Below are 26625 nucleotides of genomic sequence, written 5' to 3' on the forward strand. Positions count from 1 at the left end.
CGATGGTACTGCAATGCAATGCGGGAGAGTAGGAGGCCGCCTTTTTTTTCAGAGTTGAGTCCCTGACGTCAGTTATGACGTCAGGGACTCTTTTTTTTTGGCCCCACGGAGTATGGGACTTATGAGACTAATAAGACTAATGAGACGGATGGGACGGATGGGAATGATAAGTAATGGAGTCCGTTATTTCGAATGAAATATCAGATAAATTATGGAAACTGAAATTAAAATATACCAAAGTTGCAGGAAAAATCAGTTGTTGTTTCTATGCTGCATGCTTTTTGCTGTAGGTGGAGTATATATGATAATTGACGAGGATGAATCTTGCAGGTTTGTGATTAAATTTATAGTGTGCTGGCTTAGTGTGATATTTTTGGGAGGAGTTGGATCGTTCTTGGGTGTCACCACTCTTTATAAAACCAAAAAACGCATACCATATTTAATTATCTATGATGACAGGGTGGAGCATTACGTGCAATTTAAAGCAGGGTATAATACAATATATCTTGCAGATGTAAAGAGTTTCAGACTAATTAAAATTAATAGTACCATGCAAATAGCCATTGACTACAAGGACCCATATTTTTTGAAGAAAATGAAATCTAGAACCACTTCAGGTATAGTCAAAAAGTTGATGGCATTTAATTTCTATGTAACAGGAGCTATGGAAACTATTTATGTCTCTAATCTTAGAATGAATGGAGATGATATTTGCCACCCGTTGAATGAACGCCTGAACGGACAGAAGTTGTCTGATGAAAGGCAATCTTGAACATAATGTAAAAAGACTTTTATTTTGCCGGCTAATCTTAGAATGAATGGAGATGATATTTGCCACCCGTTGAATGAACGCCTGAACGGACAGAAGTTGTCTGATGAAAGGCAATCTTGAACGTAATGAGAATAGACTTTTATTTTCGCCGGCTAATTGTGCATCGAAACGTGATATATGGACCTGAACTATTGTTCCTTACCGATATTGCTCTAAAAACGCTCTCATGCACGCTTTGTCAGTTCAATTCTGAATGTTGTGCCTTTGCCTATTTCTGAGTTTTTCACGAATATGCGGCCTTTATGATATTCCTCAACGATTCGTTTTGCCAACGACAGTCCCAGGCCCCAGCCACGTTTTTTTGTTGTAAAGCCAGGTTTGAAAACATTTCTTATGTTCTTTTTCTTTATACCTTTGCCTGTGTCAGTAACTTCAATGATTACTCTCGATGCCGTTTCCTCGACGTGAAGCGTTATTGTGCCGCATCCTTCCATTGCATCTACAGCGTTTTTACACAGATTTTCGATTACCCATTCGAAGAGCGAACTGTTTATTCTTACTGTTATGTCGTTTTCGGGAAACTCTTTTATGAAGGTTACTTTTGACGAAGTACGCCGGTCCATGTAGTCGATTACATGAGTCATGACGTCCATAAGGCTTGAAGGAACAGGCTCCGGCAGTGAACCTATCTTTGAGAAACGCTCGGCTATAAGTTCAAGTCTCTTGACGTCTTTATCCATTTCGGGTATCAGCTCGTCGTCAGGATAATTCTCCTTTAATATCTCTGTCCATGCCATAAGGCTCGAAATAGGCGTGCCGAGCTGGTGGGCTGTTTCCTTGGACAGACCTACCCACACCTTGTTTTGCTCTGCCTTTTTGGATGTAAGCAGTGCGAATATCGCAACAACAACAAACAGCATGACAACTCCAAGCTGGATGTAAGGATACGTAGACAGGCGTTTCAGAATGACAGAATCGTCGTAGCACACGTTGATATAATCATTCTTAAGGCTGTCGTCGAGATAAATCCTGATGAATTTTCCTTCGTTAAGCAATTTTTCGCTTATGCTTCCGGCATTTTTCAGGCTGTCCTCATAGTTTACGCCTTTAAGGTTGACGTTGCGGTAAATCTGCACGTTGCGTTTCGAGTCGGTAACAATTACCGGTATGGTGTTGTTTTCGTTTATGACCTTAAGGACAAGATTGAGATCAGTGTTTTCGTCTGCTTTGTTAAGCGAGCGCATGGCTTCAGCCCATACTTCCATCTTGTTGTGTTCTTCGTCTGCAAGCTTCTTTACAAGATTATTGGACACAATAAGAGAAGCAACGGCAATAATTATGGCCGCCAGCACGAGTATTATCTTCACCTGTCTTATTCGGTCTGTCCACTGCATACAGTTTTATAACGCCTTAAAAATAATAATATTGTTTGCGCGCGCATTAAAATGATGCCGCAGGCTGCGCATCGGCATTGAGCATGCAGCATGATTCTGCTGAAAGAAAAGGATTGGGCGGAACGCATGTTTAAACTATTCTGTTTAGTTAAATAGACCGTTTACATTGTTAATAAACTAAGCTGTTTAGTTAAAAGTGCGTCCGTTTTAATTTTATTAACACACATATTTTTGCATATAACTAACCTATTTAGTTACTTTGCGGTAAACAAAAAACAAATAGCTATGAAATCATTGACAAACAAAGAAGAAGAGATAATGAACCATTATTGGGACAAGGGCGAGATGCAGATACGCGAGTTGCAGGCTTTGTATGACGATCCGAAGCCGCATGTAAACACGCTTTCAACACTTGTGCATATACTGGAAGACAAAGGCTTCCTGTCTCACCGCAACCTGAAGACACGCACATACGCCTATTTCCCGAAGATATCGCGTGAAGGCTATAAGCGCGGTTCGCTTAATAACGTTGTCAACAAGTTCTTCGGCAAGTCGTATCTTGGAGTGGTGTCAACACTCGTAAGCGAAGAGAAAATATCGCTCGACGAGCTGAAAGACCTCATAAAAAAGGTTGAGGAGAACAAAAAATGAAGAAACTGCTGCTTACATTGTTGCTCGCCCTGTGTATTTCTGCAAGCTCTTTTGCCGACGGAAAACTGCCGAAACTTCTCATAGACGGCTGCTTCTTTAACGAAATGCCGTCGGATGTTGACGGAAAACAGGTTGGTGTAATAATCCTGTCGGACCATGACGGCAACAAAATCATGGCGATAAAGGGCGTCAAGCTAAGTGACGAATCTAAGCGCTATGCCGTGAAAAAGGAAGATGTGCCCAACGCCGACTACTGGATTGAGCAGGCACAGGTAAGAGAATCTATGGCAATGAAGATGGTTTACAACGTGCCGAAGAAGACCAGAATTGCCGAAGGCGACACGATAGGGCAGTTCAGCGTGAAAGATGTAGACGGCCGTGTGTGGGACAACGCATCAACCAAAGGCCGCGCGCTGGTGCTCAACTTCTGGTACACAGGCTGCGGGCCGTGCATAAGGGAGATGCCTGAGATAAGCAAATGGAAAGACGAATGTCCTGATGTAAACTTCCTTGCCGTTACGTATAATTCGTTTGAAGAAATAAAAGACATCGTAGAACGGCAGAACTTCAGGTTCACGCAAGTAGCCGGCGACAGGACACTTTGGGAGATGTTCATGGTGCAGCAGACGCCTACGACGGTGCTGATAGACAAGGACGGAGTGGTGCGCAAGCTGATCATAGGAACCAACGGCCAGAAACGCCACGATATGCTTGAGGCTATAAAGAAAGTTTCGGCCGTGCGCTGAGACCGGTTTGAGGATAAAAATACGGATAAAAAAACGATAATGCCATGGGAATGTTTTTCATATATTCGATAAAGGTGGCGATATGCCTGGCGGCTTTCTACCTATTTTACAAACTGCTGCTCAGCCGCGACACGTTTCATGCGTTCAACCGCGCCACGCTGTTGCTGCTCATGCTGCTGTCGCTCGTGCTGCCGTTTGTGAACATATCTGTGGACGAGCCAACCGTGGCTTACGACGGAATGGTGCAGATAGAGCAGCTGCTGGCCATGGGCGTTGTAGACGACGGCCCTGCGCCCTCGGGCCCGACGCTCATACAGGTGCTCTTCGCCATATATATAATAGGTGTGGCTTTGTTCCTTGTAGGCGAGATATGCTCGCTCGTAAGGCTGCATAGGCTTATCTCGGGAAAATACTCTGTTACAACCGCCGAAGGCATAAAGATAGTAGTGATTGATGATGACGTGGCGCCGTTCAGCTGGTTTAACAACATCGTGATAAGCAGGAGCGACTATGAAAGCGGCCGCAGCGAAATACTAATACACGAAAAGGCACACATAGCGCGCCGCCACTCGCTCGACATAATGCTGTGCAACATGCTGCTGATATTCCAGTGGTTTAATCCCGCCGCATGGCTGCTGCGCCGCGAGCTGCAGAACATACACGAGTATGAGGCCGACGAGGCCGTGATACAGAGCGGTGCCGACGCATCCGAATATCAGCTCCTTCTGATACGCAAGGCCGTGGGCGAGCGGCTATTCAGTATGGCAAACAATCTAAATCATAACTCACTAAAAAAACGAATAACTATGATGCTGATTAAAAAGTCTAACCCGTGGAACCGCGCCAAGATATTGCTTACTGTTCCCGTTGCGGCCGTTGCCGTAGTGGCTTTTGCCACGCCGAAGGCCGAAAGCTTGAGTAAGGAGATAGAGCACGACAGCAATGCTCTCGTAAATTCTGTTGTTAGAAGCATGCCGGGCACGGCCGAGCATCTGGCCATGAGCACTGGCGAGGCCGGCGCCGCAGGCATGCCGGCTGAAGCCGCTGCGACGGAGACAGCCGCCGCCGACAGCCTCAGGGGGCGTGTGGCAGGCGTTACTGTCGGCGCCTCAAAAGATGACGGCCGTGTGTTCGACGTTGTCGAGGATCAGCCGCGCTATCCCGGCGGAACTAATGCCCTTATGGCATACCTGCGCGATAACATAAAATACCCTGCCGAAGCCGCCAAAGCCGGCATACAAGGCAAGGTGATAGTGCAGTTCGTTATAGGCAAGGACGGCACCGTTAGAGATGTTAAGCCAATAAGAAACGTCAGTCCAGAACTCGACGCCGAGGCTGTCAGAGTGGTTGCCGCCATGCCAAAATGGGTGCCGGGCTATCAGCGCGGCGAGGCAGTAAACGTGCGTTACACTTTGCCAGTGAACTTCCGCATGGACGGCGGACCTGACAGCGAAAGCCAGAAAGCCGCCGGCAGCAATATTGCCTTTAGCGATGATGTATATTATGTCGTAGACGGTGTGCACGTCAGTGCCGCCGAACTGAAAAAGATAAGCGCAGATAAAATAAATAGCATAGAGGTGTTTAAAGGCGAGTCTGCCGTTGAAAAATTTGGCGAACAAGCCAAGAACGGCGCCATTGTGGTAAGCACCAAGAAATAAGATGAAGATGCATCGGCCGCCCGGACATGTTCCGGCCGGCATCGCTAAGATATACTTTTGTTGCCTCACGCCACAGGCTCATAACGGCGTGCAGAGCCAACAGACAGGGCGATGGATGCCTGCTGGTTTTCAAAAGGTGGCCTTTTGCGTTGCGAAAGGCCACCTTTCAGCATGTAAAAGACCATGTTTTAGAGCATAAAAGACGGCCTTTTACAACGCATTGATACACAATGCGTTACACGGACGGCTGAAACAGCTTGCCAAATGGCAGCCGGGACGCCGTAAACGGGCGTATGCCCGGTGTGAAATTTATGAATGCCGGAGCCGTATTCAGTGCCCTCCGTGTGCGCCGTGAGGTATAAGCCCTGCCACGCAGCCTATGTGCCGTTTAGGCGTTTGGTATATGTCATAAGCAGCCATATTTTAATGCATATGCACGCACCGGCAGTAGGCATTTGCGGCATATAATTATGCGGCACGTGCCATTTGTCAATACTTTTAACATGCTCCTAAACAGCAGATAAATGCTGCAACATGGTGAAACAATGCCACTTTAGTCTATAAATACATGAAATTTTCGGCATTTGTAATACAAGAATAAAAAATAATTTGTAACTTTGCAGCCCAAAGGCGATGCGTGTGGAAGAAGCACCCGGGGTGCTGCTGTAATTCCGTGCGCATGAAGTCATTTATTTTATTCATCAAAAAATGTGCAGTTTAGAGTCTTTTAAAATTGATTTGAAAGGTCTTAAGGAGGGCGAAACCATCTTTAAGTACGACCTCGACAATGCTTATTTTGAGGCTGTAGACGGTCCTGAGGTAAGGAGCGGAGCGGTAGAGGTGGAGCTGAGAGTTCAGCGCACGTCAGAGTATTTCGAGCTCAACTTCCACTCAGAAGGCACAGTCAATGTTCCGTGCGACATCTGTCTCGACGACATGGAGCAGCCCGTAAGCTCTGACAACAGGCTGACGGTTAAGTTTGGAGAAGAATATTCAGAAGACGACGACCTCATAACGGTAGAGCGCGACGAAGGCCGGCTCGACGTTTCATGGTTTATATACGAGTTCATAGCCCTCAGCATACCCATTAAGCATGTGCATGCACCTGGAAAATGCAACCCTGCGATGATAAAAGCTCTCGAAGAGCATTCAGCTGCCCGAAGCAGTGATGGCGATGAGGAGAAGCCCGTGGACCCGCGTTGGAGTGAATTAGAAAAATTAAAAACAATAATTAAAGATTAAAAGAAAATGGCACATCCTAAAAGAAGACAGTCAAAGACACGTACACTTAAAAGAAGAACTCATGACAAGGCTGTAGCTCCTACACTGGCAGTATGCCCTAACTGCGGCGCTTATCATATTTATCACACAGTTTGCCCGACATGCGGTTACTACAGAGGTAAGATCGCTATTGTAAAGGAAACAGCTGAATAATGGAGAAAATAAACGCAATAATCACAGGAATCGGCGGTTACGTTCCTGACTATGTCCTCAACAACGAGGAACTGTCAAGAATGGTAGACACCAACGATGAGTGGATTATGACGCGTGTCGGCATCAAGGAGCGCCGCATCCTCACCGAGGAAGGCCTCGGCACGTCATACATGGCGCGCAAGGCTGCAAAGCAGCTCCTTAAGAAAACGGGCGTCGACCCCGATACCATCGATGCTGTCATCGTTTCCACCTCGACAGCCGATTATGCTTTTCCGTCAACAGCATCTATCGTTATAGGCAAGCTGGGACTGAAAAACGCGTTTGCTTTCGACTTTTGGGCTGCTTGTTGCGGCTTCCTCTATTCGTTCGACGTGGCAACGTCGATGATACAGAGCGGACGCTACAAGAGGATAATAGTAATCGGAGCCGACAAGATGTCGTCAGTTGTCGACTATAAAGACCGCAGCACATGCCCTCTCTTCGGCGACGGTGCGGCAGCGGTTCTCGTAGAAGGCACAACTGAGCAGAACATCGGTGCGATGGACTCTTACTTCCGTGCCGACGGAAAGGGACTTCCCTTCCTCCATCTTAAGGCCGGCGGTTCGGTATGTCCTCCGTCACACTTCACGGTCGACCACCGTCTGCATTACCTCTATCAGGAGGGACGCACAGTGTTCCGCTATGCCGTTACAAGCATGAGCGACGACTGCGCACTTATAGCAGAGCGCAACAACCTCAACAAGGACAACATCCGCTTTGTGGTTCCTCATCAGGCCAACATCCGCATCATCGAGGCTGTGGCCAAGCGTCTTGAGCTGCCCATGGAGCAGGTTATGGTCAACATTGAGCACTTCGGTAACACCAGTGCGGCTACTATTCCGCTCGCAATCTGGGAGAACGAGCATCTGCTCAAGAAGGGCGACAACCTCATCATGACGGCATTCGGCGCCGGATTCGTTCACGGAGCTTCTTACTACAAGTGGGCTTACGACGGATCAGACTTTGTCGGAAAATAGACAGAAAGATAATATCAGATAAAAAGACGACGCATCTGCCCTTATATGGCAGGTGCGTTTCTTTTTTTGTGCCATGCCCGTGCGCGGCGTCATTCAGTGGCGTGCGCACGGGCATGGCTTGTCCTTGGGCATGGATGTCGTGCGTGCCGTCAGTATTCTTTCATATTGAATGTTTTTACTCCGAAGTTTCGTAAATATTGTTGCCGGTATGGTCCGAAAGGTTAACATAAGGTAAAAAGTGGCCCGCATAGAGCAACATGTCGAAAAACTTCGTACATTTATGGCGTAAATCTTAACATTTATAGGCTATGAACAGAATATGGGAATCAGCAATCATTGCGGCAGGCATCGTTATATTGGGCCTCTGCATCAAGTCGGGTTTCGACAATTTTACCAACAAAGACCGCAAGGTTACAGTGAAGGGACTTGCCGAGAAGGAGGTGGCGGCCGACAAGGTTACATGGCCGATACTTACAAAGGAACTGGGCGACAACCTGCCGGAGCTATACACGCGCATAAACGCTACCACGGCCAAGGTGAAGAGCTTTCTGACGCAGAACGGCATCAAGGAGAGCGAAATCAGCGTCAACGCCCCCGTGGTGATCGACCTTAATGCCGACCAGTACAGCATGGCAAAGCGCAACTACCGTTACAACATAACGTCAACGGTTACCGTTACGTCGCGCAACGTGAAGCTCGTAAGAAGCATCATTGCGCGTCAGGGTGAACTGCTTAAGCAGGGCGTGGCCGTTGTCGACGGCGGATATGGCAGCGGAGTGTCTTATGAGTATGTCTCGTTCCAGCAGATGAAGCCTAAGATGATGCAGGAGGCTATAAAGAACGCAGAGCAGACGGCGGCACAGTTTGCCGAAAACAGCAACAGCAAACTCGACAAGATTATGACCGCCGACCAGGGACAGTTTTCTATAGAAGACCGCGACAGCAACACGCCTTACATAAAGAAGGTGCGTGTGGTTACCACGGTTACGTATTCGCTGAAGGATTAGCGCGGGGCGATGCGCCGGTGTTTAAGTCATTAGGGCTTTGCAGTCAGATGCGTTGTGCATGTCGTGAATGTAATTTCACCGTATGGCTTAAACAGTGAAATCGTATGAGAAATGTGATTTTAATTTAGGTTCTTGTAGCCTAAAAAATTGAGTTGGTTTAAATAAACAAAAGACTTCGCCGGACATCTGCCTGCGAAGTCTTTTTTATTTCGTCAGAAGCTCGGCTCTGCTTTTCCTCGCTTCATTTTGTCGAAATAGAACACGTCTGCATGAAGTTCGTTTGCGTCGGCATGGTAAAAGTGCCCGATTTTTCCGTTTGCGCAGTTGTTGCCATAGTATATTTCTATTTCGATATATGGTGTCAGATTTCCGTTTTCTTCTATGCAGTACAATTTCCAGTCTCCTTTGGTCGTATCGTTTTTTAGTATTCGCCAATCAGTGTAGGTGTCTTTTCCGTTGATTTTTACAATTTCTCTTGTTGCAATCTTTGTTATATGTACGTTCTTTCTGTCTTTTCCGAGATAGATATATTCGTAAATTTTTCCTGTACTGTCAGACACCTCGTTATACCATTCGCCACAAGTAATGTCGAAATACTTTTCGTTAAGCTCTTTAGTTGCTTTGTTCGCTTCGGTTACGATGAGGTGTGGTTCAGCTCCATCGCATGAACAAAGGCCGATGGCCACAATAAGAAAGATGAAAAATTTCTTGACCATAATAATATTTTTTAGTTTAATTTACTGTTGTTATAACGTGCCTTCCGTGACTTTATTGTGTTGTTTGCTGAAGGATTAGTGCAGGTGATGTGCCGGTGTTTAAGTCATTAGGGTTTTGCAGTCAGATGCGTTGTGCATGCTGTGTATGTAATTTCACCGTATGGCTTAAACAGTGAAATCGTATGAGAAATGTGATTTTAATTTAGGTTCTTGTAGCCTAAAAAATTGAGTTGGTTTAAATAAATAAAAGACTTCGCCGGACATCAGCCTGCGAAGTCTTTTTTATTTCGTCAGAAGCTCGGCTCTGCTTTCCCTCGCTTCATTTTGTCAAAATAGAACACGTCTGCATGAAGTTCGTTTGCATCGGCATGGTAGAAATGGCCGAATCTTGTAGTTATTTGTCCGTTGCCATGGTCGGTTCCTATTTCAATATATGGCATAAGTTCTTCGTTTTCATCTATGCAACACAGTTTCCAGCTTCCTTTGGTCGTATCGTTTTTTAGTATTCGCCAATCAGTGTAGGTGTCTTTTCCGTTGATTTTTACAATTTCTCTTGTCACAATCTTTGTTATATGTACGTTCTTTCTGTCTTTTCCGAGAGATATATATTCGTAAATTTTTCCTGTACTGTCAGACACCTCGTTATACCATTCGCCACAAGTAATGTCGAAATACTTTTCGTTAAGCTCTTTAGTTGCTTTGTTCGCTTCGGTTACGATGAGGTGTGGTTCAGCTCCATCGCATGAACAAAGGCCGATGGCCACAATAAGAAAGATGAAAAATTTCTTGACCATAATAATATTTTTTAGTTTAATTTACTGTTGTTATAACGTGCCTTCCGTGACTTTATTGTGTTGTTTGCTGAAGGATTAGTGCAGGTGATGTGCCGGTGTTTAAGTCATTAGGGTTTTGCAGTCAGATGCGTTGTGCATGCTGTGTATGTAATTTCACCGTATGGCTTAAACAGTGAAATTGTATGAAAAATGTGATTTTAGTTTAGGTTCTTGTAGCCTAAAAAATAAAGTTGGTTTAAATAAACAAAAGACTTCGCCGGACATCAGCCTGCGAAGTCTTTTTTATTTCGTCAGAAACTCGGCTCTGCTTTTCCTCGCTTCATTTTGTCAAAATAGAAGATATCCGTGTGAAGCTCGTTAGCATCGGCATAATAGAAATGGCCGAATCTTCTGATTGCTCCGTTTTCATAGGCAATTTCAATAGCAATCCATTGTGTAAGTTCGCCGTCTCTGTCGGTGCAGCAAAGTTCCCAATTTCCTGTTGTTGTGTCATTCTGGAAAATCTCCCAGTTGCTGTATGTTTTAATGCCGTTTATTTCTTCAATCTTTCTTGTTACGATTTTTGTTATGTGTACGTTCTTTCTGTCTTTTCCAAGCTTAATGTATTCATAAATTTTCATCAAACTGTCAGACTTCTCGTTATACCATTCGCCACAAGTGATGTCGAAATACTTTTCGTTAAGCTCTTTGGTTGCTTTGTCGGCTTCGGTTACAATAAGATGCGCGTCAGGCGAATCGCATGAACAAAGGCCGATGGCCACAATAAGAAAGATGAAAAAATTCTTGACCATAATAATATTTTTTAGTTTAATTTACTGTTGTTATAACGTGCCTTCCGTGACTTTATTGTGTTATCGAATATATTGACATGCGGATTGCTTAACGTCCTGATAATGTGGTGATTAATGCAGGCTTCGGACGCTTTCTCCGGTTGGTGTATGGCAACGTGTTCCAAGTGTCAGTTTAACATCTTTTATCTTGATTTCTTGCCACATGCAACCTGCTTAGTTGGTTGTGCTGAAAATTTTTCGTATATTTGCAGACTTAGATTATAATCTTTTATTCAAGCAAAATAAAAATACAGATGCACAAGGCAGGATTTGTAAACATTGTAGGTAATCCTAACGTGGGCAAGTCGACGCTGATGAATCAGCTTGTAGGCGAGCGCATAAGCATTGCCACATTCAAGGCGCAGACCACGCGCCACCGTATAATGGGCATCGTCAACACGGACGACATGCAGATTGTGTTCTCCGACACCCCGGGAGTGCTCAAGCCAAACTATAAGCTGCAGGAGTCGATGTTGGCTTTCTCTGAGTCGGCACTTAAAGACGCCGACGTGCTGCTCTATGTAACCGACGTGGTGGAGAATCCCGAAAAGAACATGGACTTCCTCGAGAAGGTGCGCAAGATGACTATTCCGGTGCTCCTGCTTATCAACAAGATTGACGAGAGCGACCAGCAGAAGCTCGGCGACCTGGTTGAGCTGTGGCATAAGCTGCTGCCCGAGGCTGAGATTCTGCCCATATCGGCCAAGAATAAGTTTGGCATCGACATGCTGCTGAAGCGCATTAAGGAGCTGCTGCCCGACTCGCCGCCTTATTTCGACAAAGACCAGCTCACCGACAAGCCGGCACGTTTCTTTGTGAGCGAGATAATACGCGAGAAGATTCTGCTCTATTACGACAAGGAGATACCTTACTCTGTTGAGGTCAGCGTGCAGTCGTTCAAGGAAGACGAGCGCCACATACACATACGTGCGGTAATATATGTTGAGCGCGACTCGCAGAAAGGCATCATCATCGGACACCAGGGCGTGGCCCTGAAGAAGATGAGCACCGAGGCACGCAAGACTCTCGAGAAGTTCTTCGGCAAGAGCATCTACCTCGAGATGTTCGTCAAGGTTGACAAAGACTGGCGCAGCTCTAAGAAAGAGCTTGACAACTTTGGCTACAATCCGGAGTAATTCCTGATGCCTGTTTCGGGCTTTTGCGGCATGCACACATACGGCATTCCGCATGCTTTGAATAAACAGATAAAGAGTGAAGCTATAATAAATATAAACCAGAGGGAGATGTGTTGGCCTCCGTTTCGGCCGTCGTGCGGCAGGACTCAGCGTCCGGCATGCGTATCAAGGATGAATCCCGGCAGGCTTGATCTCTCTAAAACAAATGACAAATGGCAAATTTAGTAGCAATAGTAGGACGCCCTAATGTAGGTAAGTCTACGCTTTTTAACCGACTCACAAAGTCGCGTCGTGCTATCGTCAGCGACACCGCCGGCACCACACGTGACCGTCAGTACGGCAAGTGCGAGTGGAACGGAAAGGAGTTTTCCGTTGTCGACACCGGAGGATGGGTGGTAAAGTCGGATGACATCTTTGAAGAAGAAATACGCAAGCAGGTGATTATTGCCACCGAAGAGGCCGACCTGGTGCTCTTCCTTGTTGACGTTACAACCGGTCTGACCGACTGGGACGAGGACGTGGCTGCCATCCTGCGTCGTACAAAGCTGCCGGTTATCGTGGTGGTCAATAAGGTTGACAACAACGACCTGCAGTATAGTGCTGCTGAGTTCTATAAGCTCGGACTTGGCGATCCGCAGTGCATAAGCAGCGCCACGGGCAGCGGCACGGGCGATTTGCTCGACCTCATGCTTACAAAGTTCAAGAGCGACAGCGGCGAACTGCTCGAAGACGGCATTCCTCGCTTTGCCGTTGTCGGCCGTCCTAACGCTGGCAAGAGCAGCATCATCAATGCCTTTATCGGCGAAGACCGCAACATCGTAACCGAGATAGCCGGCACTACGCGCGACAGTATCTATACGCGTTACGACAAGTTCGGCTTCGATTTCTACCTTGTCGACACTGCCGGAATACGTCGTAAGAACAAGGTTACTGAAGATCTTGAGTTCTACAGCGTGATGCGTTCTATCCGCGCCATCGAAAACTCGGACGTCTGCATACTTATGATCGACGCTACACGAGGCATCGAGGCACAGGATATGAACATCTTCCAGCTTATACAGAAGAACAACAAATCGCTCGTGGTTGTGGTGAACAAGTGGGATTTGGTAGAGAACAAGGACCAGAAGGTCATCGATACCTTCGTTACTGCCATACGCAACCGCATGGCTCCGTTCACCGACTTCCCTATAATCTTTGCCTCGGCACTTACAAAGCAGCGCATATTCAAGGTGCTCGAAACAGCCAAGCAGGTTTATCTCAACCGCAAGGCCAAGATCGGAACCACCAAGCTCAACGAGGTTATGCTGCCGCTGATTGAGGCTTATCCGCCACCATCGATAAAAGGCAAGTATATCAAGATAAAGTATTGCTCGCAGTTGCCCAACACGCAGATTCCTTCGTTCGTGTTCTACGCCAATCTGCCGCAATACATCAAGGAGCCTTACAGACGTTTCCTCGAGAACAAGATTCGCGAGAACTGGACTCTCACGGGCTCGCCGATAAACATCTTTATCAGGCAAAAATAACTTGTGGCGCGTTGGCCATGTTTTATAGATGCTAATATAATTAAATGAGAAAAATATTTTTCGTCATATTCACTTTTTGCGTTTTTATGTTCTTTGCGTGCAGCGAAGAACATAAAAACGATATCGCTGCAGCCAAGGCCGCAAAGGAGTATTACGACTCGCTGCTGGCCGGAAATTATGCATATTTTGTTCGCGGCATGTATCTTGCCGACACCATCCCCGACGGCTATCGCGAAGAGCTCGAGGCCAATGCCAAGATGTTTGTTGAACGTGTCAAAGAGGAGCATCACGGCATACGCGAAGTCAGGATAATGAACTGTGTCAACGACACAATCCATATTGAAAAGACAGACAAGTCTGTCCATGCAGCCGAAGCTTTCCTTGTGTTCTGTTTCGGCGACAGCCTTAACGAGGAAGTTGTCGTACCAATGGTTTTCCATAAGAACCGTTGGCTTATGCGATAGGGCATTTTAGACGTTGTTTCGGCTAAGTCCTTGGCCCTGTCTGCGGGTTGTACGTTGTGCTGTCGGTTGCGGATGCAGCAGCTTGTCAAAAGTTGAACAACCGTCACGGTAATTAAATTATTTTGCGGTATGGAATTTAATATCAGTCAGTTTGTCCGCAGAAGAACAATGGCCCTTGTATGCCTGTTGTCCTTCGTCTTTCCGGTCTTTGCCCAAGAGCCTTTCGGCAGTTCTAAAATCAACGACGGCGGCAATGACATTACTGATTCCGTGCCGTCAGCATTTCAGGATAAGCTTATGCATGATGCCTATTCGCCTGAGTTTTCGGCGCCTTTGCCCGAAAGCCGTTTTACGAATAGCACATTCAGCAGGATGATGTCGTCGGTTCTGCCTCCCAAACCAAAGTTTCATGTTGACAGTATAGAGCGCATAATGCTTTACGGCATGCCCGAACCGAAGTTTACTGCATCGCCTTATGCCTACGACTTCAGCCGCAGCGGTGTCGTCACTTCATGGAAGAACGGCTATCTTATTGGTTCCGGCTCGCGCACCACCATGCCTGCTCTGATGTCTAACCAGAACGTGTCGTTCAGCGCGGTGCAGAATGTCGGCAACTTCACCTTTGCCGGAGGAGTATCAGCCGACCGCTATTCTATGTGGCGCAACATGAACACCATGTTTGGCTTCAGGGGCTCTGTTACCTATAACTTCAACGAAAACGTCTCGGCCACCATATTTGGCCGTTATTATACCGGGCAGTCGTACTACACGATGGGAGCCATGCCTTATATGGGTTCGAGCGGTTACGGAGGTTTCTTGAGCTTAATGGGTGAAACGTTCGGCATGGATGTGGGTGTTGAGCGATATTATGACTCGTTTGCCGGCCGTTGGGTTACGTCGCCGATAATAACGCCTAAGATAAAATTCAGCGAAAAGTTTACGCTTGAACTGCCTGTGGGTTGGCTGGTAAAAGAAGTGCTTGATGAGGCTGTGTTTAAGAACAACAAGAAGCAAGGTCCGATGATTATGCCTGAGTTTACGCCGATGCCCGGACCGATACCTTTCGGACCGCCGGAAATCAATTATCAAAGATAATAAGAAACGTTTACGTACAGCAATATTACTGTTTGCGAATTCAGTAATATTGCCGGTATGTCCTGTTTGTCGAGGATAGTGCTATTCCACTATCCACCTTTCTATATTCCTAGTCTCGCGGCTGAAGTTTACACCTATCTTGTACAGCTTTCTCGGGTCTGATGCAAACGGGGCAGCATATTGTTTCTCGTTGATTTGCTTTATGGCCTCTTCCGCAGTGCCTTCAAGCTTAAACTCCATGACGTAGATATATTCCTTTGTCTTTACCACCATGTCTATTCTTCCCTGCGACGTGTGGTACTCGGCTTCTGTATAAAATCCCAGCAGGCCGAACATTATGTAGAGCACGTTCTGATAGTGAAGTTCCTGCTGACGTGCCAGTTCGTAGGGCGTGCCGGCCATGAAGCTTTGCAGGCGCGCCATGAAGTCGTCAATCTTTCCGGCTCTTACCTCCTTTACAAAGTTCATTATCTGAAAAGCCGACTCATGTTCGTTTATGTTGACATAGCTCGGCATGAGAAAGTTGATAAATCCGTGTTCAACTTCCTCGTTGGGAAATCTCAGTGTATATGTCTTAAACTCCTTGTCGTAGTCTTTTATTGTCAGATATCCGGTCTGGAAGAACATAGGCACGGGGTTGTTCTCCGTGTTCTCCATTCCGTTGAGCTCATAAGACGAAGCCTGCACGCCTTCTGTAAGATTGCTCAGACGATAGTCGTTCTGCTTCAGCATCTTTACGAGCAGGGTAGGGGTGCCTGTGGCAAACCAGTAGTTGTCGAGTTCCATCCTGTAGAATGTGTTCAGCAGGCTGAACGGATTGTACATGCCTTCGCCGTTTTCGGTGAAATGATATCCGTCATAAAGTTTTTTCAGCCGGTTGCAAGTTTCGTCGAACGATATGTTCATCTTTTCGGCCAGTTGCCTGATGTCAGGCTCAAAGTTTCCCTTCAGTTCCTTTTCGGTTATTCCGCATAAGGCAGAATAATTGTCGTCCATTGTTATGTCGTTCAGGTTGTTCAGGTCGCTGAATATGCTTACCCTGCTGAATCTGGTTACGCCTGTAAGAATGGCAAACTTGATATATCCGTCGCACGATTTCAGGTTGCCGTAGAATGCTTTAAGCGTGTTGCGGTATTCATCTTGCAGCTTTTCGTTTCCGATGGCCTGTATCAGTGGCTTGTCATATTCGTCTATGAGTATAGCCACGTTCTGTCCGGTCTGTTTTGCCGCATGCTCAATTATATATGCAAAACGCTCTTCAGGTGCTCTGTTTTGTTTCTCACATCCATACATCTTTTCCCATTTTTCAAGATGCTGGTTTAATATTGCTTTTAGAGATTCTATCCCATTATAGTTACGGCTGTTCAGATCTAGGTGCAGCACAGGTCTGACTGTCCATTCTTTTTCCAATATTTCAATGTCGAGTCCCTTGAACAGTTCGCGTTTTCCCTGGAAATAAGCCTCCAGAGTAGAAATCATCAGACTTTTTCCGAAGCGTCGCGGGCGGCCGAGAAAATAATATTTGCCTGTGCGTACAAGGCGGTGTATCAGTGCCGTCTTGTCTACATATATATACCCGTTGCGTCTCAGGTCTTCAAAGTTTTGTATGCCTATCGGATAAAGTCTTTCCATTTCTCTCTTCATTTTTGTTACGTCATGCGGCATCCGTCTGTAACGTGTTGCCTTCATGCCTTATGCAAAGATAGTGAAAGGCGAGTGAAAAGTCAAAAGAAAACTGATGTTTTTTGTTTTGACAGTTCCGAGCCGCCTTCTATATTCTTTGAATTATATGATGAAAAAGTATGATTTTTATAAATATCCGGTAAAAAGTATGTAAGTATTTGCGGACTTTAATCAGATTTTGTGGAATTATATTTACAATGAGTTGAAAAGCACCCGAAAATCGTAACTTTTTATCGGTTTTATGTTTTAGATGGTAATTTGCACTAAATTTTAACGCCTGTTTGTTAAGATAATCCCACTGTTTTAGTTTTAAACTGTTAGTGGCTTGTTTACGACTCGTAAATGGGCCACTTTTTATGCAAAAACGGCCCACTTTTTATCCGTAAACCATAGAGTAATTTTGTTTGTATTGCAAGGTTTCATTTTCAGATGGGCGAGGGCATGGCAGAACATCTTTATATGCATGGCTGCTGTATGTTGCTTTTGCGCCTGTCTGTCGTTGAGTGCCGGCTTCGTCTGTGTGCTTGTTATAGCATGAACCATGGTTCCTGCCGAATAAAATAAGCGGACAAAGGCAAAACATTATTGCCTTTGTCCGCTTGTCAGGTTATTGCATGTTGCAGATGCAGACCGAATGTATGTAGATAACTTCCTGCTCCTCAATATTCTTACTTTACCTTGACCGTCGTTATGGGCTGATTCTTTGTAGCGTCGAGCAGTACGGCCTGATATTTCACCTTGTCGAATTTTATTGTCTTCAGGTCAAACTTCCTTATGGCGCTGTTGTGCATCGTGCGGTAGTATATCGCCAAGTTCTTCATGTCCGTGGCTGATGTCCATTGCGTTGCGCTTGGAATGTCAGCTGGAGTCTCGCCGTCGGCAAACTCAATGCCTACGGGTATGTCGAAGTTGTTGAGTATCTGGAAACACTGCAGCACGGTTTCTTCGGCAGTCTGTTTTTTCGGAGCCGTTGCCTGATAGAACGCCGCGCGCACAAAGCGTGAAGGCGGAGTTACGTCGCCCGGTATGCCTAAGAATCCGCTGCCGGCGCCAAACGACGTGAGGGCTGTGCCGTCTAATGTCTTTGCCTGTGCCGTGCCGGGATAGAGGTTTACGTAGTTGTTCAGATTGGTCATCTGCCATTCAAAGCCAGGCGAGTTGGTCAGCACGCCCAGTTTGTTTTCAAACACGTTCACCTTTCCTTCGGTTATCTCTATCACTATCTGACGGCCCGACGGCTCGGTTATGCGCCAGTGAACTGTTGAGGCTCTCGGGTCTATTGCCACCACATGAACGTCTTTCATTCCTTCAATTACCTCGTCTACGGTGCTGAAGTTGCCCAGAATCCATGATACCAGCTGCAGGTCGGCTATGCTCGACTGGCGGTTAGCTTCGCTGTAAGCCTCATACTGTCCGTATCTCGGAAAGTAGAACAGACCGGCCGACAGTCCTTTCTCGTTAAGGCCTTCAGCCACAAATTCCTCCTGCTCAACGGCCAGACCTACATATCCGTATTTGGCTGTAAACTGCAGTCCGTTCTTCTGTCCGCCCGGTATATACGACTGCTGCGTATATCCTCTCGGCACGATTACATACTTGCTGTTAAGGTCGCTTCCGCCCCATTCGATAGTTCTTGCCGGGATGCTTGTTCCGTCGGCAGTCTTCAGTGTTATGCCTGTGCAGGCTTCTGCCTGCTGTGTGCTTGTTGCCATCAGGGCCGCTGCGGCCATTACGGCTAATAGTTTCATTCTCATAATCTCTTTGTTTTTTTGTTGATTATTGTTTCTTTTAGGCAGCTGCCCGGCCCCTTTTTCTTATGCCGGCCTTTCTTTGTTTTCGCCGTAGGGGCTCTTGTCTGCCATTATCCAAAGATACAGAATAGTTTTGACACCGCAATGCATAAGTCCGTTTATTTGTAAATTTAATGATTAAGGTCAAGTCTGTTCATCTTATTAAGGTGTGCTGTCACTGATGTTTTTATCTCATGTCGTCAGACGGTACAATAAAAAACGGCATCCGCACAACGCGGATGCCGTCTCTGTTGATATTTCTGTTGTTTACATTTCCTTGTTAATCACGGCGTTGCGCATCTTTTTGAGCAGATCGCTCGCAAATATGAAGTCGGTCAGCTTCTGGTTGCTCGAGCCCATAATGTCGGCGCTCACGCCCTGCCATTCCTTGTGTCCTTCGTATATGAAGATGATGTTCTCGCCTATGCCCATCACCGAGTTCATGTCGTGAGTGTTTATAATCGTGGTGATGTTAAACTCGTGCGTGATGCTGTGCAGCAGTTCGTCAATCACGAGCGACGTCTTAGGGTCGAGTCCTGAGTTAGGCTCGTCGCAGAACAGATATTTAGGATTAAGCGCTATGGCTCTGGCTATTGCCACACGCTTCTGCATACCGCCCGAGAGTTCGCCCGGAAACTTTGATCCGGCGTCCTTCAGATTTACGCGGTCGAGACATGTCTTGGCGCGCTGTATGCGCTCGCGGAGGTTCATGTTAGAGAACATGTCGAGCGGGAACATCACGTTCTCGAGCACCGTCATCGAGTCGAACAGCGCCGCGCTCTGGAAAATCATGCCCATCTCCCTGCGCAGCATTATCTTCTCCTTCTTGTCCATGGCCATGAAGTTGCGTCCGTCGTAGAGCACGTCGCCGCTTGTAGGCTCGAGCAGTCCCACGAGGTTCTTCACGAGCACGGTCTTTCCCGAGCCGCTTTGTCCGATTATCAGGTTTGTCTTTCCGCTGTCAAAAACTGTGCTGATGTCTTTCAGCACTTCTTTCTCACCGAAGGATTTGCAGAGGTTCTTAACTTCAATCATGGCCTATGAAAGTATTTGAGTTAAAAATACGTCGGAGAACAGCACAAGCACGCTGCTTGTAACCACGGCGTTGGTGCTCGACTTGCCCACCTCGACCGAGCCTCCCTCAACGGTGTAGCCGTAATAAGACGACACGCTCGTGATGATGAACGCGAAGAAGAGGCTCTTGATGATGCTCATATACATAAACCACGGGTTGAAGTCGTGCTGCAAGCCTATCGTAAGGTCTTCCGCGCTTATCACGTGTCCCAGATATGAGGTGGCGTAGGCGCCGATGATGCCTGATGCCGTGCTGAATATAACCAGGAACGGCATGATGGTTATCATGCCCATGATTTTCGGCAGGATGAGGAAGTTGGCCGAGTTGACGCCCATGATGTCAAGCGCGTCTATCTGCTGCGTCACTCTCATCGTGCCTATCTCCGAGGCAATGTTAGAGCCCACCTTTCCGGCAAGGATAAGACACATTATTGACGATGAAAACTCGAGCAGCATGATTTCGCGCGTTACGTATCCCGTAACGAAGCGCGGCATCCACGGGCTCTGTATGTTCAGCTTTATCTGTATGCAGATTACTGCGCCGATAAAAAACGATATCAGCAGCACAATGCCTATCGAGTTTACGCCCAGCGATGACATTTCCTTCAGATACTGCTTCATGAACATGCGCATGCGTTCAGGCCGCGAGAAGGCACGGCCCATAAGTATCAGGTATTTACCGAAACTTGTTAGATATTTGTCTATCAGCATTGTCTTAAAAAGTCTGTTATATAATTTCTCTTGGCGTGAAACCGCTACAAAAGTAACCAAAAATTGATAAAAAACTGCAACAAGTTCAAGAGTTTTTCGATTCTGTAGATATTATTAGATACAATTTTACTACTTTTGCATAAATAAACATTGTTACAGTCTTAAATGAACGGAGAAAAAGATTTGAATGCGGGCATGCAGCAGGGCGAAGGCATGGTGCTGCGTGCCGAGGGACTGGTGAAGCGCTACGGAAAGCGCACCGTTGTTAACGACGTTTCGATCAACGTGAAGCAGGGCGAGATTGTCGGACTGCTCGGACCTAACGGTGCCGGCAAGACAACGTCGTTCTATATGACCACAGGTCTTATCGTGCCCAACGCGGGCCATATATATCTGGGAGACAAGGAGATAACCGACTTTCCTGTATACAAGCGCGCAAGGGCGGGCATAGGCTATCTGCCGCAGGAGGCAAGCGTGTTCCGCAAGCTGAGCGTTGAAGACAACATCATGGCTGTGCTCGAGATGACGGGACTGAAGCGTGCCGAGCGCGAGGAAAAGCTGGAGAGCCTCATACGCGAGTTCCGCCTGAACAAGGTGCGCAAGAACAAGGGTGACCAACTTTCGGGAGGCGAGCGCCGCCGTACTGAGATTGCGCGCTGTCTGGCCATCGACCCTAAGTTTATCATGCTCGACGAGCCTTTTGCCGGCGTAGACCCTATTGCCGTTGAGGACATTCAGCACATCGTGTGGCAGCTTAAATACCGCAACATCGGTATCCTTATAACCGACCACAACGTGCAGGAGACCCTTAGCATCACCGACCGTGCATATCTGCTGTTCGAGGGCCGCATATTGTTCCGCGGTACGCCTGAGCAGCTTGCCGAGAATAAGATTGTAAGGGAGAAATACCTCAGTAACAGCTTCGTTCTCCGAAAGAAAGACTTCCAGCTTATCGACGAGGAGAAAAAAGCACGCGAGGCAGAGGAAAACAATTAATTAATTCATAATTCACAATTCACAATTCATAATTGGGTTGATTATTTTCAAAAAAACAAAACGGCATATCCGCCACCCAATTATGAATTATGAATTGTGAATTATGAATTAAAAAAATTATTTATTGAAATAGTACAGGAATGTCGCAATGCCGGTCAGGGCTTTCTTGGGCGAATCCTTTATCTCAATACTGAACTTTATTTCGGCTTTTACCGTTCCGCGCAGGTTCTCAATGCTGTGCAGGTCGGCCACGAGGCGTATTGATTCGCCTGATTTTACGGCCTGTCCGAACTTCATCTTGTCCATGCCGTAGTTCACCATCATCTTCAGGTTGTTTACCTCAATGATCTGGTTCCACAGATAGGGCAGCATCGACAGCGTGAGATAGCCGTGGGCTATAGTTGTCTTGAACGGGCTCTCTGTCTTTGCGCGCTCCTGGTCTACGTGTATCCACTGATGGTCCAGTGTGGCGTCGGCAAACATGTTTATGCGTTCCTGTGTCAGCTCTACATAGTCAGACACTCCGATGTTCTTGCCGAGCAGAGCGGCAAACTCTTCATAACTGTTGATAATTACTTTACTCACTTTTCTTGATGTTTATAGATTTGTAAATTAGTTGATTTCAATCATACTCCGTCGGGACTGTAGAGATACTGCGCCAGCGGGTCGGCATAGTCAAACAGCTCTTCGGGCTTGAAGAATCGCTTAATCTCTGTTGCGGCGTTCTCCGTGCTGTCAGAAGCATGTATTATGTTCTCCTGTCCGCTCATAGAGTAGTCGCCTCTTATTGTTCCCGGCGCAGCCTTGCGTCCGTTGGTGGCTCCCGTTATGGTGCGCACCACTTCAACTGCCTCGCATCCCTCAACACACAGAGCCACCACCGGGGCAGCCATCATTGAGGCTTTCACGAATTTAAAGAACGGTCTTTCGGCCAGGTGGGCGTAGTGTTCGTTGAGCAGTTCGTCTGTCAGCTGCATCATCTTCATGCCCACAATGCGCAGGCCTTTGCGCTCAATGCGGTTTATTATTTCTCCGATAAGCCTTCTCTGCACTGTGCAGGGCTTCAGCAGTATTAGTGTTCTTTCCATGTTATGTTTTGATATTAAGGTTTTTCTATGTTCAGTTGTTGCCGTTGCGGCGTGTCATTTCAGCTCCTTGCCGTCAGAGAAAGCGTTGCCTGCCTTGGCGCCGATCTTGCGGTATTCGTTGTTGAACGGGTCGAATATCACTGGGGCTGCCTTCTCTACGTCAACCTTTCCGTCTTCGCCTATAACGCTCTCGTCAACGCTTACGTTCACAATCTCGCCGCGCAGTATGCACGTATCAGGATTATAGTCTATCAGACGGCACTCAACGGCCACGGCAAGTTCGTCTATCAGCGGAGCATCGACAAACTCCGACTTGGTGGCATGAAATCCTGCACGCTCAAACTTGTCGGGCACATTGTTTCCCGACACAAGTCCTACATAGTCGCATGCCACGATATGTGCGGCGTCGGCCATGCTCACCGTGAATGCTTTGCGTTTCAGTATGTTCTTCACTGTCTTGTGTCCTGCGCTGAGACACATGCTTATCTCTTTTATCTCGCTTATGCCGCCCCACGCTGCGTTCATGGCGTCGGGTGTGCCGTCTTCGCCGTATGTTGCTATGATGAACACCGGCTGCGGATATGTCAGCGGCTTTGCTCCAAAATTCTTTCTCATAATGCTTAAGTTCTTTGATAACTGAAAGTTAACTTACAAAAATACAAACTTTGTCTGACACAGGCAAATTATTTAAGTGAAAAGCGAACAATCCGATTGAAGATTAAGTGAAGAGTGAAGAACGAAGAGTGAAGAATCCAAATGTTGAGATGTTTTTATAGCAACAAGGCATTTGACTTTAACTCCTAGCCAACTTGTTGGCGATAACTACTTTGACTCCTTTAACTCCCGTCTTGCGAAAGTTAAAAGTGAAAAGCGAACAATCCAAATGCGGAGTTGTGAAAGCCGGGAGTGAAGAATTTGAATGTAAGTAGTAAGCCAATTAAAATGAATTTATTATATTTGCACTGCGCAGAAATTGTCTGTTCACTGCCTAAAATGCAAAAACACTATAAAGAACTGATGTCAAACGTTTAAAACAGACTTTGCGGGCAATGCTCACGGTAAGACACAATTCGGATGACTTCACTCAAGATAAAATACTACAGGGCATATGACTTTAACTCCTTTAACTACTATAACTTCTTTAACTTCTTTAACTACAAGAATACTCCCCCTCTTGCTGCTCTGCACAACATTCTTTTCCTGTCGTGACGGAGGCAGGGCGGAGGGCATATTGCGCACAGCCGACAGCCTTATGGAGGAACATCCCGACAGCGCGTTGGCGATATTGAAGCACGACTCACTCGAAATATGCCGTTCGGGTAAAGACTTTCGCCTGTGGTATGCTCTGTCGCGCACCGAAGCCGACGACAAATGCTACATCCTGCATGTGTCAGACTCGGCCATACGTATAGCCGCAGGGTGTTATGATTCTTACGGCAGTGCCCTTCAGCGCGTACGTGCTGACTATCTTCTCGGCCGCGTTTATTGCGACATGCATCTCTACGGCCACGCCCTTACATCGTTCAACAAGGCCATTGCCGTTGACGCGGAGAACGATTCTGTCATCAACCGCTACAAAGCCCGTGCCGCCACATGGGCAGGATATGTTTATGAGGTGAAGGGCTTGCATAAAGATGCGTTGCGATATAATAAGTTGGCATACGGATATGCCAAGAAGGCCGGCGCACAGGTTACAGATATTTATTCGTTGAGAGACATTGGGCGGTCGTACAGCTATCTCAAGCAGAACAACACGGCTATACCTTATTATCGGCAAGCTGCAAAAAAGGCAAAGGCTATTGATGACGCGAACCTTTATAATATGGTTATGGAGGAATTGGCCGGTATATATATTGAAGAAGGTCGGCTTGATGAAGCCTATGCGGCATTGAATACGCCCTTTCTTGCAATGACAGACAAAGACATATCATCTCATTATTATGTTTGGGCATATTATTTTGAGCATACGGGACAACTTGATTCTGCCGTGGCTTATAATAAGAGAGGGATGATTTACAGTAATAATACAGAAAAAAGAGATGCGTGTCAGGATTTAATAAGAATTTTAAATAAGCAGGGCAAGCGTGACGAGGCAATGGAATATTATGAGAAATATTCTGTATATTCTGACTCTGTGGAAACAAGTGAGCTGAAGGAAACATCGGACATGTTGTCGCAGGTGGAAAAGAGTATAGATGTGGAGCGTAAAAATGCGGCTTTGGCCTCCTCGCAGTTACGCCTTGCGGCAGTAATGTCTATACTGGTTGTTGTGGTGGTTATTGCTTCGGTGGCTTTGCTTGGGATGTATCTCAAGCGCAAGAGAAAGCAACGGGAGCAGCTGGAGCGAGTGAGACGTTATCGCCTCGAGCGCAGCATGAAGGAAAAACAGCGCGCGCAGCAGAACAAGGAGCGCATAGCCTTACTTGAAAATGAACTGACGGCATCAAACCAGACACTGTCGGAACTGCGGCAGGAACTTATCCGCAATGAGGCCGAGATGCTGAAATATAAAGACGCCTTGACAGCCTTTGAGCAGAAGCACGGCGAGCTGCTTGTGGCAGATCTGGCCGATACGGATGTGTATAAACTTTATCACGATCCGATTGCAAAACCTACATCTGCCGATTATCACATGCTTGTTGAGGCTCTGAACAAGGCATACGGTGATTTCACCTTGCGCCTAAAGGAGTTTTATCCCGACATACGTAGCAATGAGATGTGGATATGCTGCATGGTAAAGGCCGGTCTGACCTCGAAAGAGATATGCAACATATCGTCTTATTCGTACAGTTCCATCGGCATGGCTAAGGTTCGCCTGTATGGTAAAATGCTCGGCAAGAAAGGTTCATCGAGAGACTTTGATGCCTTTATCCGTGATTTTTAGATGCTTTGTAATATGTTGATTTCCAAAGTTTTATGGCATGGACGGAACAATATGGTGAAGTTTTGTTAAGCTGATTGTTCACCTAAAGTTTTTCAATGTTTGTATATTTGACAAACTTTAAAGCGATGAAATAATCAGCAGGTGATGACCTCTGTTGTTATTGCAGATAAAAACAAGCTGTGTGAGGCAGACATTCAGAATGTAAGTCCGTCGCTTGGTGATTAATGTTTAACTTAAATCTGATTTCTCATGCAGAAGTGTGTATTAATGTTTTTCCTGTTGCTGGCACCGTATATGGTTTATGCGCAGACGGACAGCGTATGCTGCGGCGACTCCGTGTCGGAGGCTTGGGCTGAAGCCAATAAAGACAGAATAGCGAAGATGACGCGCAGCGAATGGCTCAAACTTCCGACAGACGGGATTAGGCGTGCTGCATACACAAGGTTTACTCCCAAACAGCGAGTGCAGTTCTGGAAAGATAAGCTGACGGACATCGCAGCTGACGATAAGCTGTCGGAAAAGGAAAAGAGCCATGTGATGAAGCTTTATGACTTTATAGACAGCCATCAAGGTTTGTTTACAGGTAAACAGATTACTCCTGAACAGGAAACCGAAGTCAATATGTTTATAGCAGGGTGGATGCAGACGGCAGAACGGCAGTTCAGGTGGAGCCGGCAGATGGTGTATTCTATAGCCGCGTCAGGCGAAGAAATGGTGATAAAATATGAAAACGATTAATTTGTCATGCTTCCGGCAATGCCTTATATTGATGTGTGCCTATGAATTGCAAGGATTATTTATGTTCGTTCTTCGTGATGCTGCTGTCAACAATGGCGGCGTGTATATTTAATTGTTTCGAGTCTCTCTTCATATCCTCATTTGCAGGAGGGCTGTTTTTGTCGGCTGTCGTATGTTGGCGTTTGTCTGCCATACAGCGAAAGAGAGAAAACACAAACAGGCATTTTATGGCGATGTTGGCAGGTGTTCTTGCTTTTATGATACCGTTTTATGCCGTTACTTTCTACGACTCTCTCATCTCGCTGATGCAGTCGTTGGGCTGGCTGCTTGCTGCGGTGCTGACGTACATCTGTCTTGTGTGCAGAATAAGAGCTGTGTATGTCATTTCTGCGGTTGTCTGGCTTATTTTTATAATATTTGCC

At 46.5% G+C, this 26625-nt stretch carries 26 protein-coding genes; 15 read left to right on the top strand and 11 right to left on the bottom strand.

The window, feature by feature from the left end; all coding sequences use genetic code 11:
- The first annotated feature begins 211 nt into the window (after positions 1-211).
- On the top strand, positions 212-772 hold the full coding sequence (locus ACZMIG_RS12670; protein WP_418874325.1) for an STM3941 family protein: 561 nt from the start codon (positions 212-214) through the stop codon (positions 770-772).
- A 224-nt stretch (positions 773-996) separates the two neighbouring features.
- Here ACZMIG_RS12670 and ACZMIG_RS12675 read toward each other — a convergent pair whose 3' ends face one another.
- Complete coding sequence (locus tag ACZMIG_RS12675) at positions 997-2166, bottom strand: sensor histidine kinase (protein ID WP_021854252.1); 1170 nt, start codon at positions 2164-2166, stop codon at positions 997-999.
- A gap of 285 nt (positions 2167-2451) precedes the next feature.
- Between ACZMIG_RS12675 and ACZMIG_RS12680 the strand changes: the two genes are divergently transcribed.
- The 7 genes from ACZMIG_RS12680 (at position 2452) to ACZMIG_RS12710 (ending at position 8678) form a co-directional block, all read left to right on the top strand.
- Positions 2452-2817 carry a BlaI/MecI/CopY family transcriptional regulator gene (locus ACZMIG_RS12680; RefSeq protein WP_021854251.1) on the top strand — a complete coding sequence of 122 codons (366 nt, stop codon included), beginning with the start codon at positions 2452-2454 and terminating at the stop codon, positions 2815-2817.
- Positions 2814-3563, top strand: coding sequence for a TlpA family protein disulfide reductase (locus ACZMIG_RS12685; protein WP_302024084.1), 750 nt, complete (start codon positions 2814-2816; stop codon positions 3561-3563). The genes ACZMIG_RS12680 and ACZMIG_RS12685 overlap by 4 nt, the downstream gene beginning before the upstream one ends.
- Before the next feature lie 44 nt (positions 3564-3607).
- Positions 3608-5221, top strand: coding sequence for a TonB family protein (locus ACZMIG_RS12690; RefSeq protein ID WP_487889655.1), 1614 nt, complete (start codon positions 3608-3610; stop codon positions 5219-5221).
- A gap of 708 nt (positions 5222-5929) precedes the next feature.
- On the top strand, positions 5930-6463 hold the full coding sequence (locus tag ACZMIG_RS12695) for a YceD family protein (protein ID WP_053399179.1): 534 nt from the start codon (positions 5930-5932) through the stop codon (positions 6461-6463).
- Positions 6464-6469: 6 nt separating this feature from the next.
- Complete coding sequence (gene rpmF / locus ACZMIG_RS12700) at positions 6470-6655, top strand: 50S ribosomal protein L32 (protein WP_021854246.1); 186 nt, start codon at positions 6470-6472, stop codon at positions 6653-6655.
- On the top strand, positions 6655-7671 hold the full coding sequence (locus ACZMIG_RS12705; RefSeq protein ID WP_021854245.1) for a beta-ketoacyl-ACP synthase III: 1017 nt from the start codon (positions 6655-6657) through the stop codon (positions 7669-7671). The genes rpmF and ACZMIG_RS12705 overlap by 1 nt, the downstream gene beginning before the upstream one ends.
- A gap of 308 nt (positions 7672-7979) precedes the next feature.
- On the top strand, positions 7980-8678 hold the full coding sequence (locus ACZMIG_RS12710) for an SIMPL domain-containing protein (RefSeq protein WP_288949049.1): 699 nt from the start codon (positions 7980-7982) through the stop codon (positions 8676-8678).
- 212 nt (positions 8679-8890) lie between these two features.
- Here ACZMIG_RS12710 and ACZMIG_RS12715 read toward each other — a convergent pair whose 3' ends face one another.
- The 3 genes from ACZMIG_RS12715 to ACZMIG_RS12725 all read right to left on the bottom strand — a co-directional run bounded on the left by ACZMIG_RS12715 (position 8891) and on the right by ACZMIG_RS12725 (position 10979).
- A complete protein-coding gene (locus tag ACZMIG_RS12715; RefSeq protein ID WP_487889656.1) occupies positions 8891-9394 on the bottom strand; it encodes a hypothetical protein in 504 nt (167 codons plus the stop codon).
- 290 nt (positions 9395-9684) lie between these two features.
- Positions 9685-10188, bottom strand: coding sequence for a hypothetical protein (locus ACZMIG_RS12720; protein ID WP_487889657.1), 504 nt, complete (start codon positions 10186-10188; stop codon positions 9685-9687).
- Between the two features lie 290 nt (positions 10189-10478).
- Entirely contained in the window at positions 10479-10979 is a 501-nt protein-coding gene (locus ACZMIG_RS12725; protein WP_302698304.1) for a hypothetical protein, read from the bottom strand.
- A 293-nt stretch (positions 10980-11272) separates the two neighbouring features.
- Between ACZMIG_RS12725 and era the strand changes: the two genes are divergently transcribed.
- From era to ACZMIG_RS12745, 4 genes are all read left to right on the top strand, one after another.
- Positions 11273-12154 carry a GTPase Era gene (era, locus tag ACZMIG_RS12730; protein WP_021854241.1) on the top strand — a complete coding sequence of 294 codons (882 nt, stop codon included), beginning with the start codon at positions 11273-11275 and terminating at the stop codon, positions 12152-12154.
- 212 nt (positions 12155-12366) lie between these two features.
- Complete coding sequence (der, locus tag ACZMIG_RS12735; protein WP_021854240.1) at positions 12367-13680, top strand: ribosome biogenesis GTPase Der; 1314 nt, start codon at positions 12367-12369, stop codon at positions 13678-13680.
- Positions 13681-13724: 44 nt separating this feature from the next.
- Entirely contained in the window at positions 13725-14144 is a 420-nt protein-coding gene (locus tag ACZMIG_RS12740) for a hypothetical protein (RefSeq protein ID WP_082335304.1), read from the top strand.
- A 129-nt stretch (positions 14145-14273) separates the two neighbouring features.
- Positions 14274-15239, top strand: coding sequence for a hypothetical protein (locus ACZMIG_RS12745; RefSeq protein ID WP_021854238.1), 966 nt, complete (start codon positions 14274-14276; stop codon positions 15237-15239).
- A gap of 81 nt (positions 15240-15320) precedes the next feature.
- On the opposite strand, the gene ACZMIG_RS12750 is transcribed toward ACZMIG_RS12745, so the two are convergent.
- The 4 genes from ACZMIG_RS12750 to ACZMIG_RS12765 form a co-directional block, all read right to left on the bottom strand.
- Complete coding sequence (locus ACZMIG_RS12750) at positions 15321-16883, bottom strand: ATP-binding protein (protein ID WP_487889658.1); 1563 nt, start codon at positions 16881-16883, stop codon at positions 15321-15323.
- A 707-nt stretch (positions 16884-17590) separates the two neighbouring features.
- A complete protein-coding gene (locus ACZMIG_RS12755; protein WP_288172599.1) occupies positions 17591-18670 on the bottom strand; it encodes a linear amide C-N hydrolase in 1080 nt (359 codons plus the stop codon).
- A gap of 309 nt (positions 18671-18979) precedes the next feature.
- Positions 18980-19747 carry an ABC transporter ATP-binding protein gene (locus ACZMIG_RS12760; RefSeq protein ID WP_021854235.1) on the bottom strand — a complete coding sequence of 256 codons (768 nt, stop codon included), beginning with the start codon at positions 19745-19747 and terminating at the stop codon, positions 18980-18982.
- 3 nt (positions 19748-19750) lie between these two features.
- On the bottom strand, positions 19751-20497 hold the full coding sequence (locus ACZMIG_RS12765) for an MlaE family ABC transporter permease (RefSeq protein ID WP_021854234.1): 747 nt from the start codon (positions 20495-20497) through the stop codon (positions 19751-19753).
- A gap of 165 nt (positions 20498-20662) precedes the next feature.
- Between ACZMIG_RS12765 and lptB the strand changes: the two genes are divergently transcribed.
- Positions 20663-21493, top strand: a complete 831-nt coding sequence (lptB, locus tag ACZMIG_RS12770; RefSeq protein WP_287602309.1) for an LPS export ABC transporter ATP-binding protein — start codon at positions 20663-20665, stop codon at positions 21491-21493.
- A 117-nt stretch (positions 21494-21610) separates the two neighbouring features.
- Here lptB and ACZMIG_RS12775 read toward each other — a convergent pair whose 3' ends face one another.
- From ACZMIG_RS12775 to ACZMIG_RS12785, 3 genes are read right to left on the bottom strand one after another with little or no spacing between them, the layout of a single operon-like run.
- Positions 21611-22078 carry a MaoC family dehydratase gene (locus tag ACZMIG_RS12775; protein WP_021854232.1) on the bottom strand — a complete coding sequence of 156 codons (468 nt, stop codon included), beginning with the start codon at positions 22076-22078 and terminating at the stop codon, positions 21611-21613.
- A gap of 41 nt (positions 22079-22119) precedes the next feature.
- A complete protein-coding gene (gene ndk / locus ACZMIG_RS12780) occupies positions 22120-22581 on the bottom strand; it encodes a nucleoside-diphosphate kinase (protein ID WP_487889659.1) in 462 nt (153 codons plus the stop codon).
- A 54-nt stretch (positions 22582-22635) separates the two neighbouring features.
- A complete protein-coding gene (locus ACZMIG_RS12785; protein WP_053399187.1) occupies positions 22636-23196 on the bottom strand; it encodes a flavin reductase family protein in 561 nt (186 codons plus the stop codon).
- Between the two features lie 493 nt (positions 23197-23689).
- Here ACZMIG_RS12785 and ACZMIG_RS12790 point away from each other — a divergent pair, with 493 nt between their 5' ends.
- Together ACZMIG_RS12790 and ACZMIG_RS12795 are read left to right on the top strand one after the other, a co-directional pair.
- The gene (locus ACZMIG_RS12790) at positions 23690-25465 is read left to right on the top strand and encodes a tetratricopeptide repeat protein (RefSeq protein WP_487889660.1); all 1776 of its coding nucleotides are present in this window, start codon (positions 23690-23692) and stop codon (positions 25463-25465) included.
- Between the two features lie 267 nt (positions 25466-25732).
- A complete protein-coding gene (locus tag ACZMIG_RS12795; RefSeq protein WP_487889661.1) occupies positions 25733-26203 on the top strand; it encodes a bacteriocin fulvocin C-related protein in 471 nt (156 codons plus the stop codon).
- Positions 26204-26625 lie beyond the last annotated feature (422 nt).

Source organism: Xylanibacter sp. (assembly GCF_057607445.1).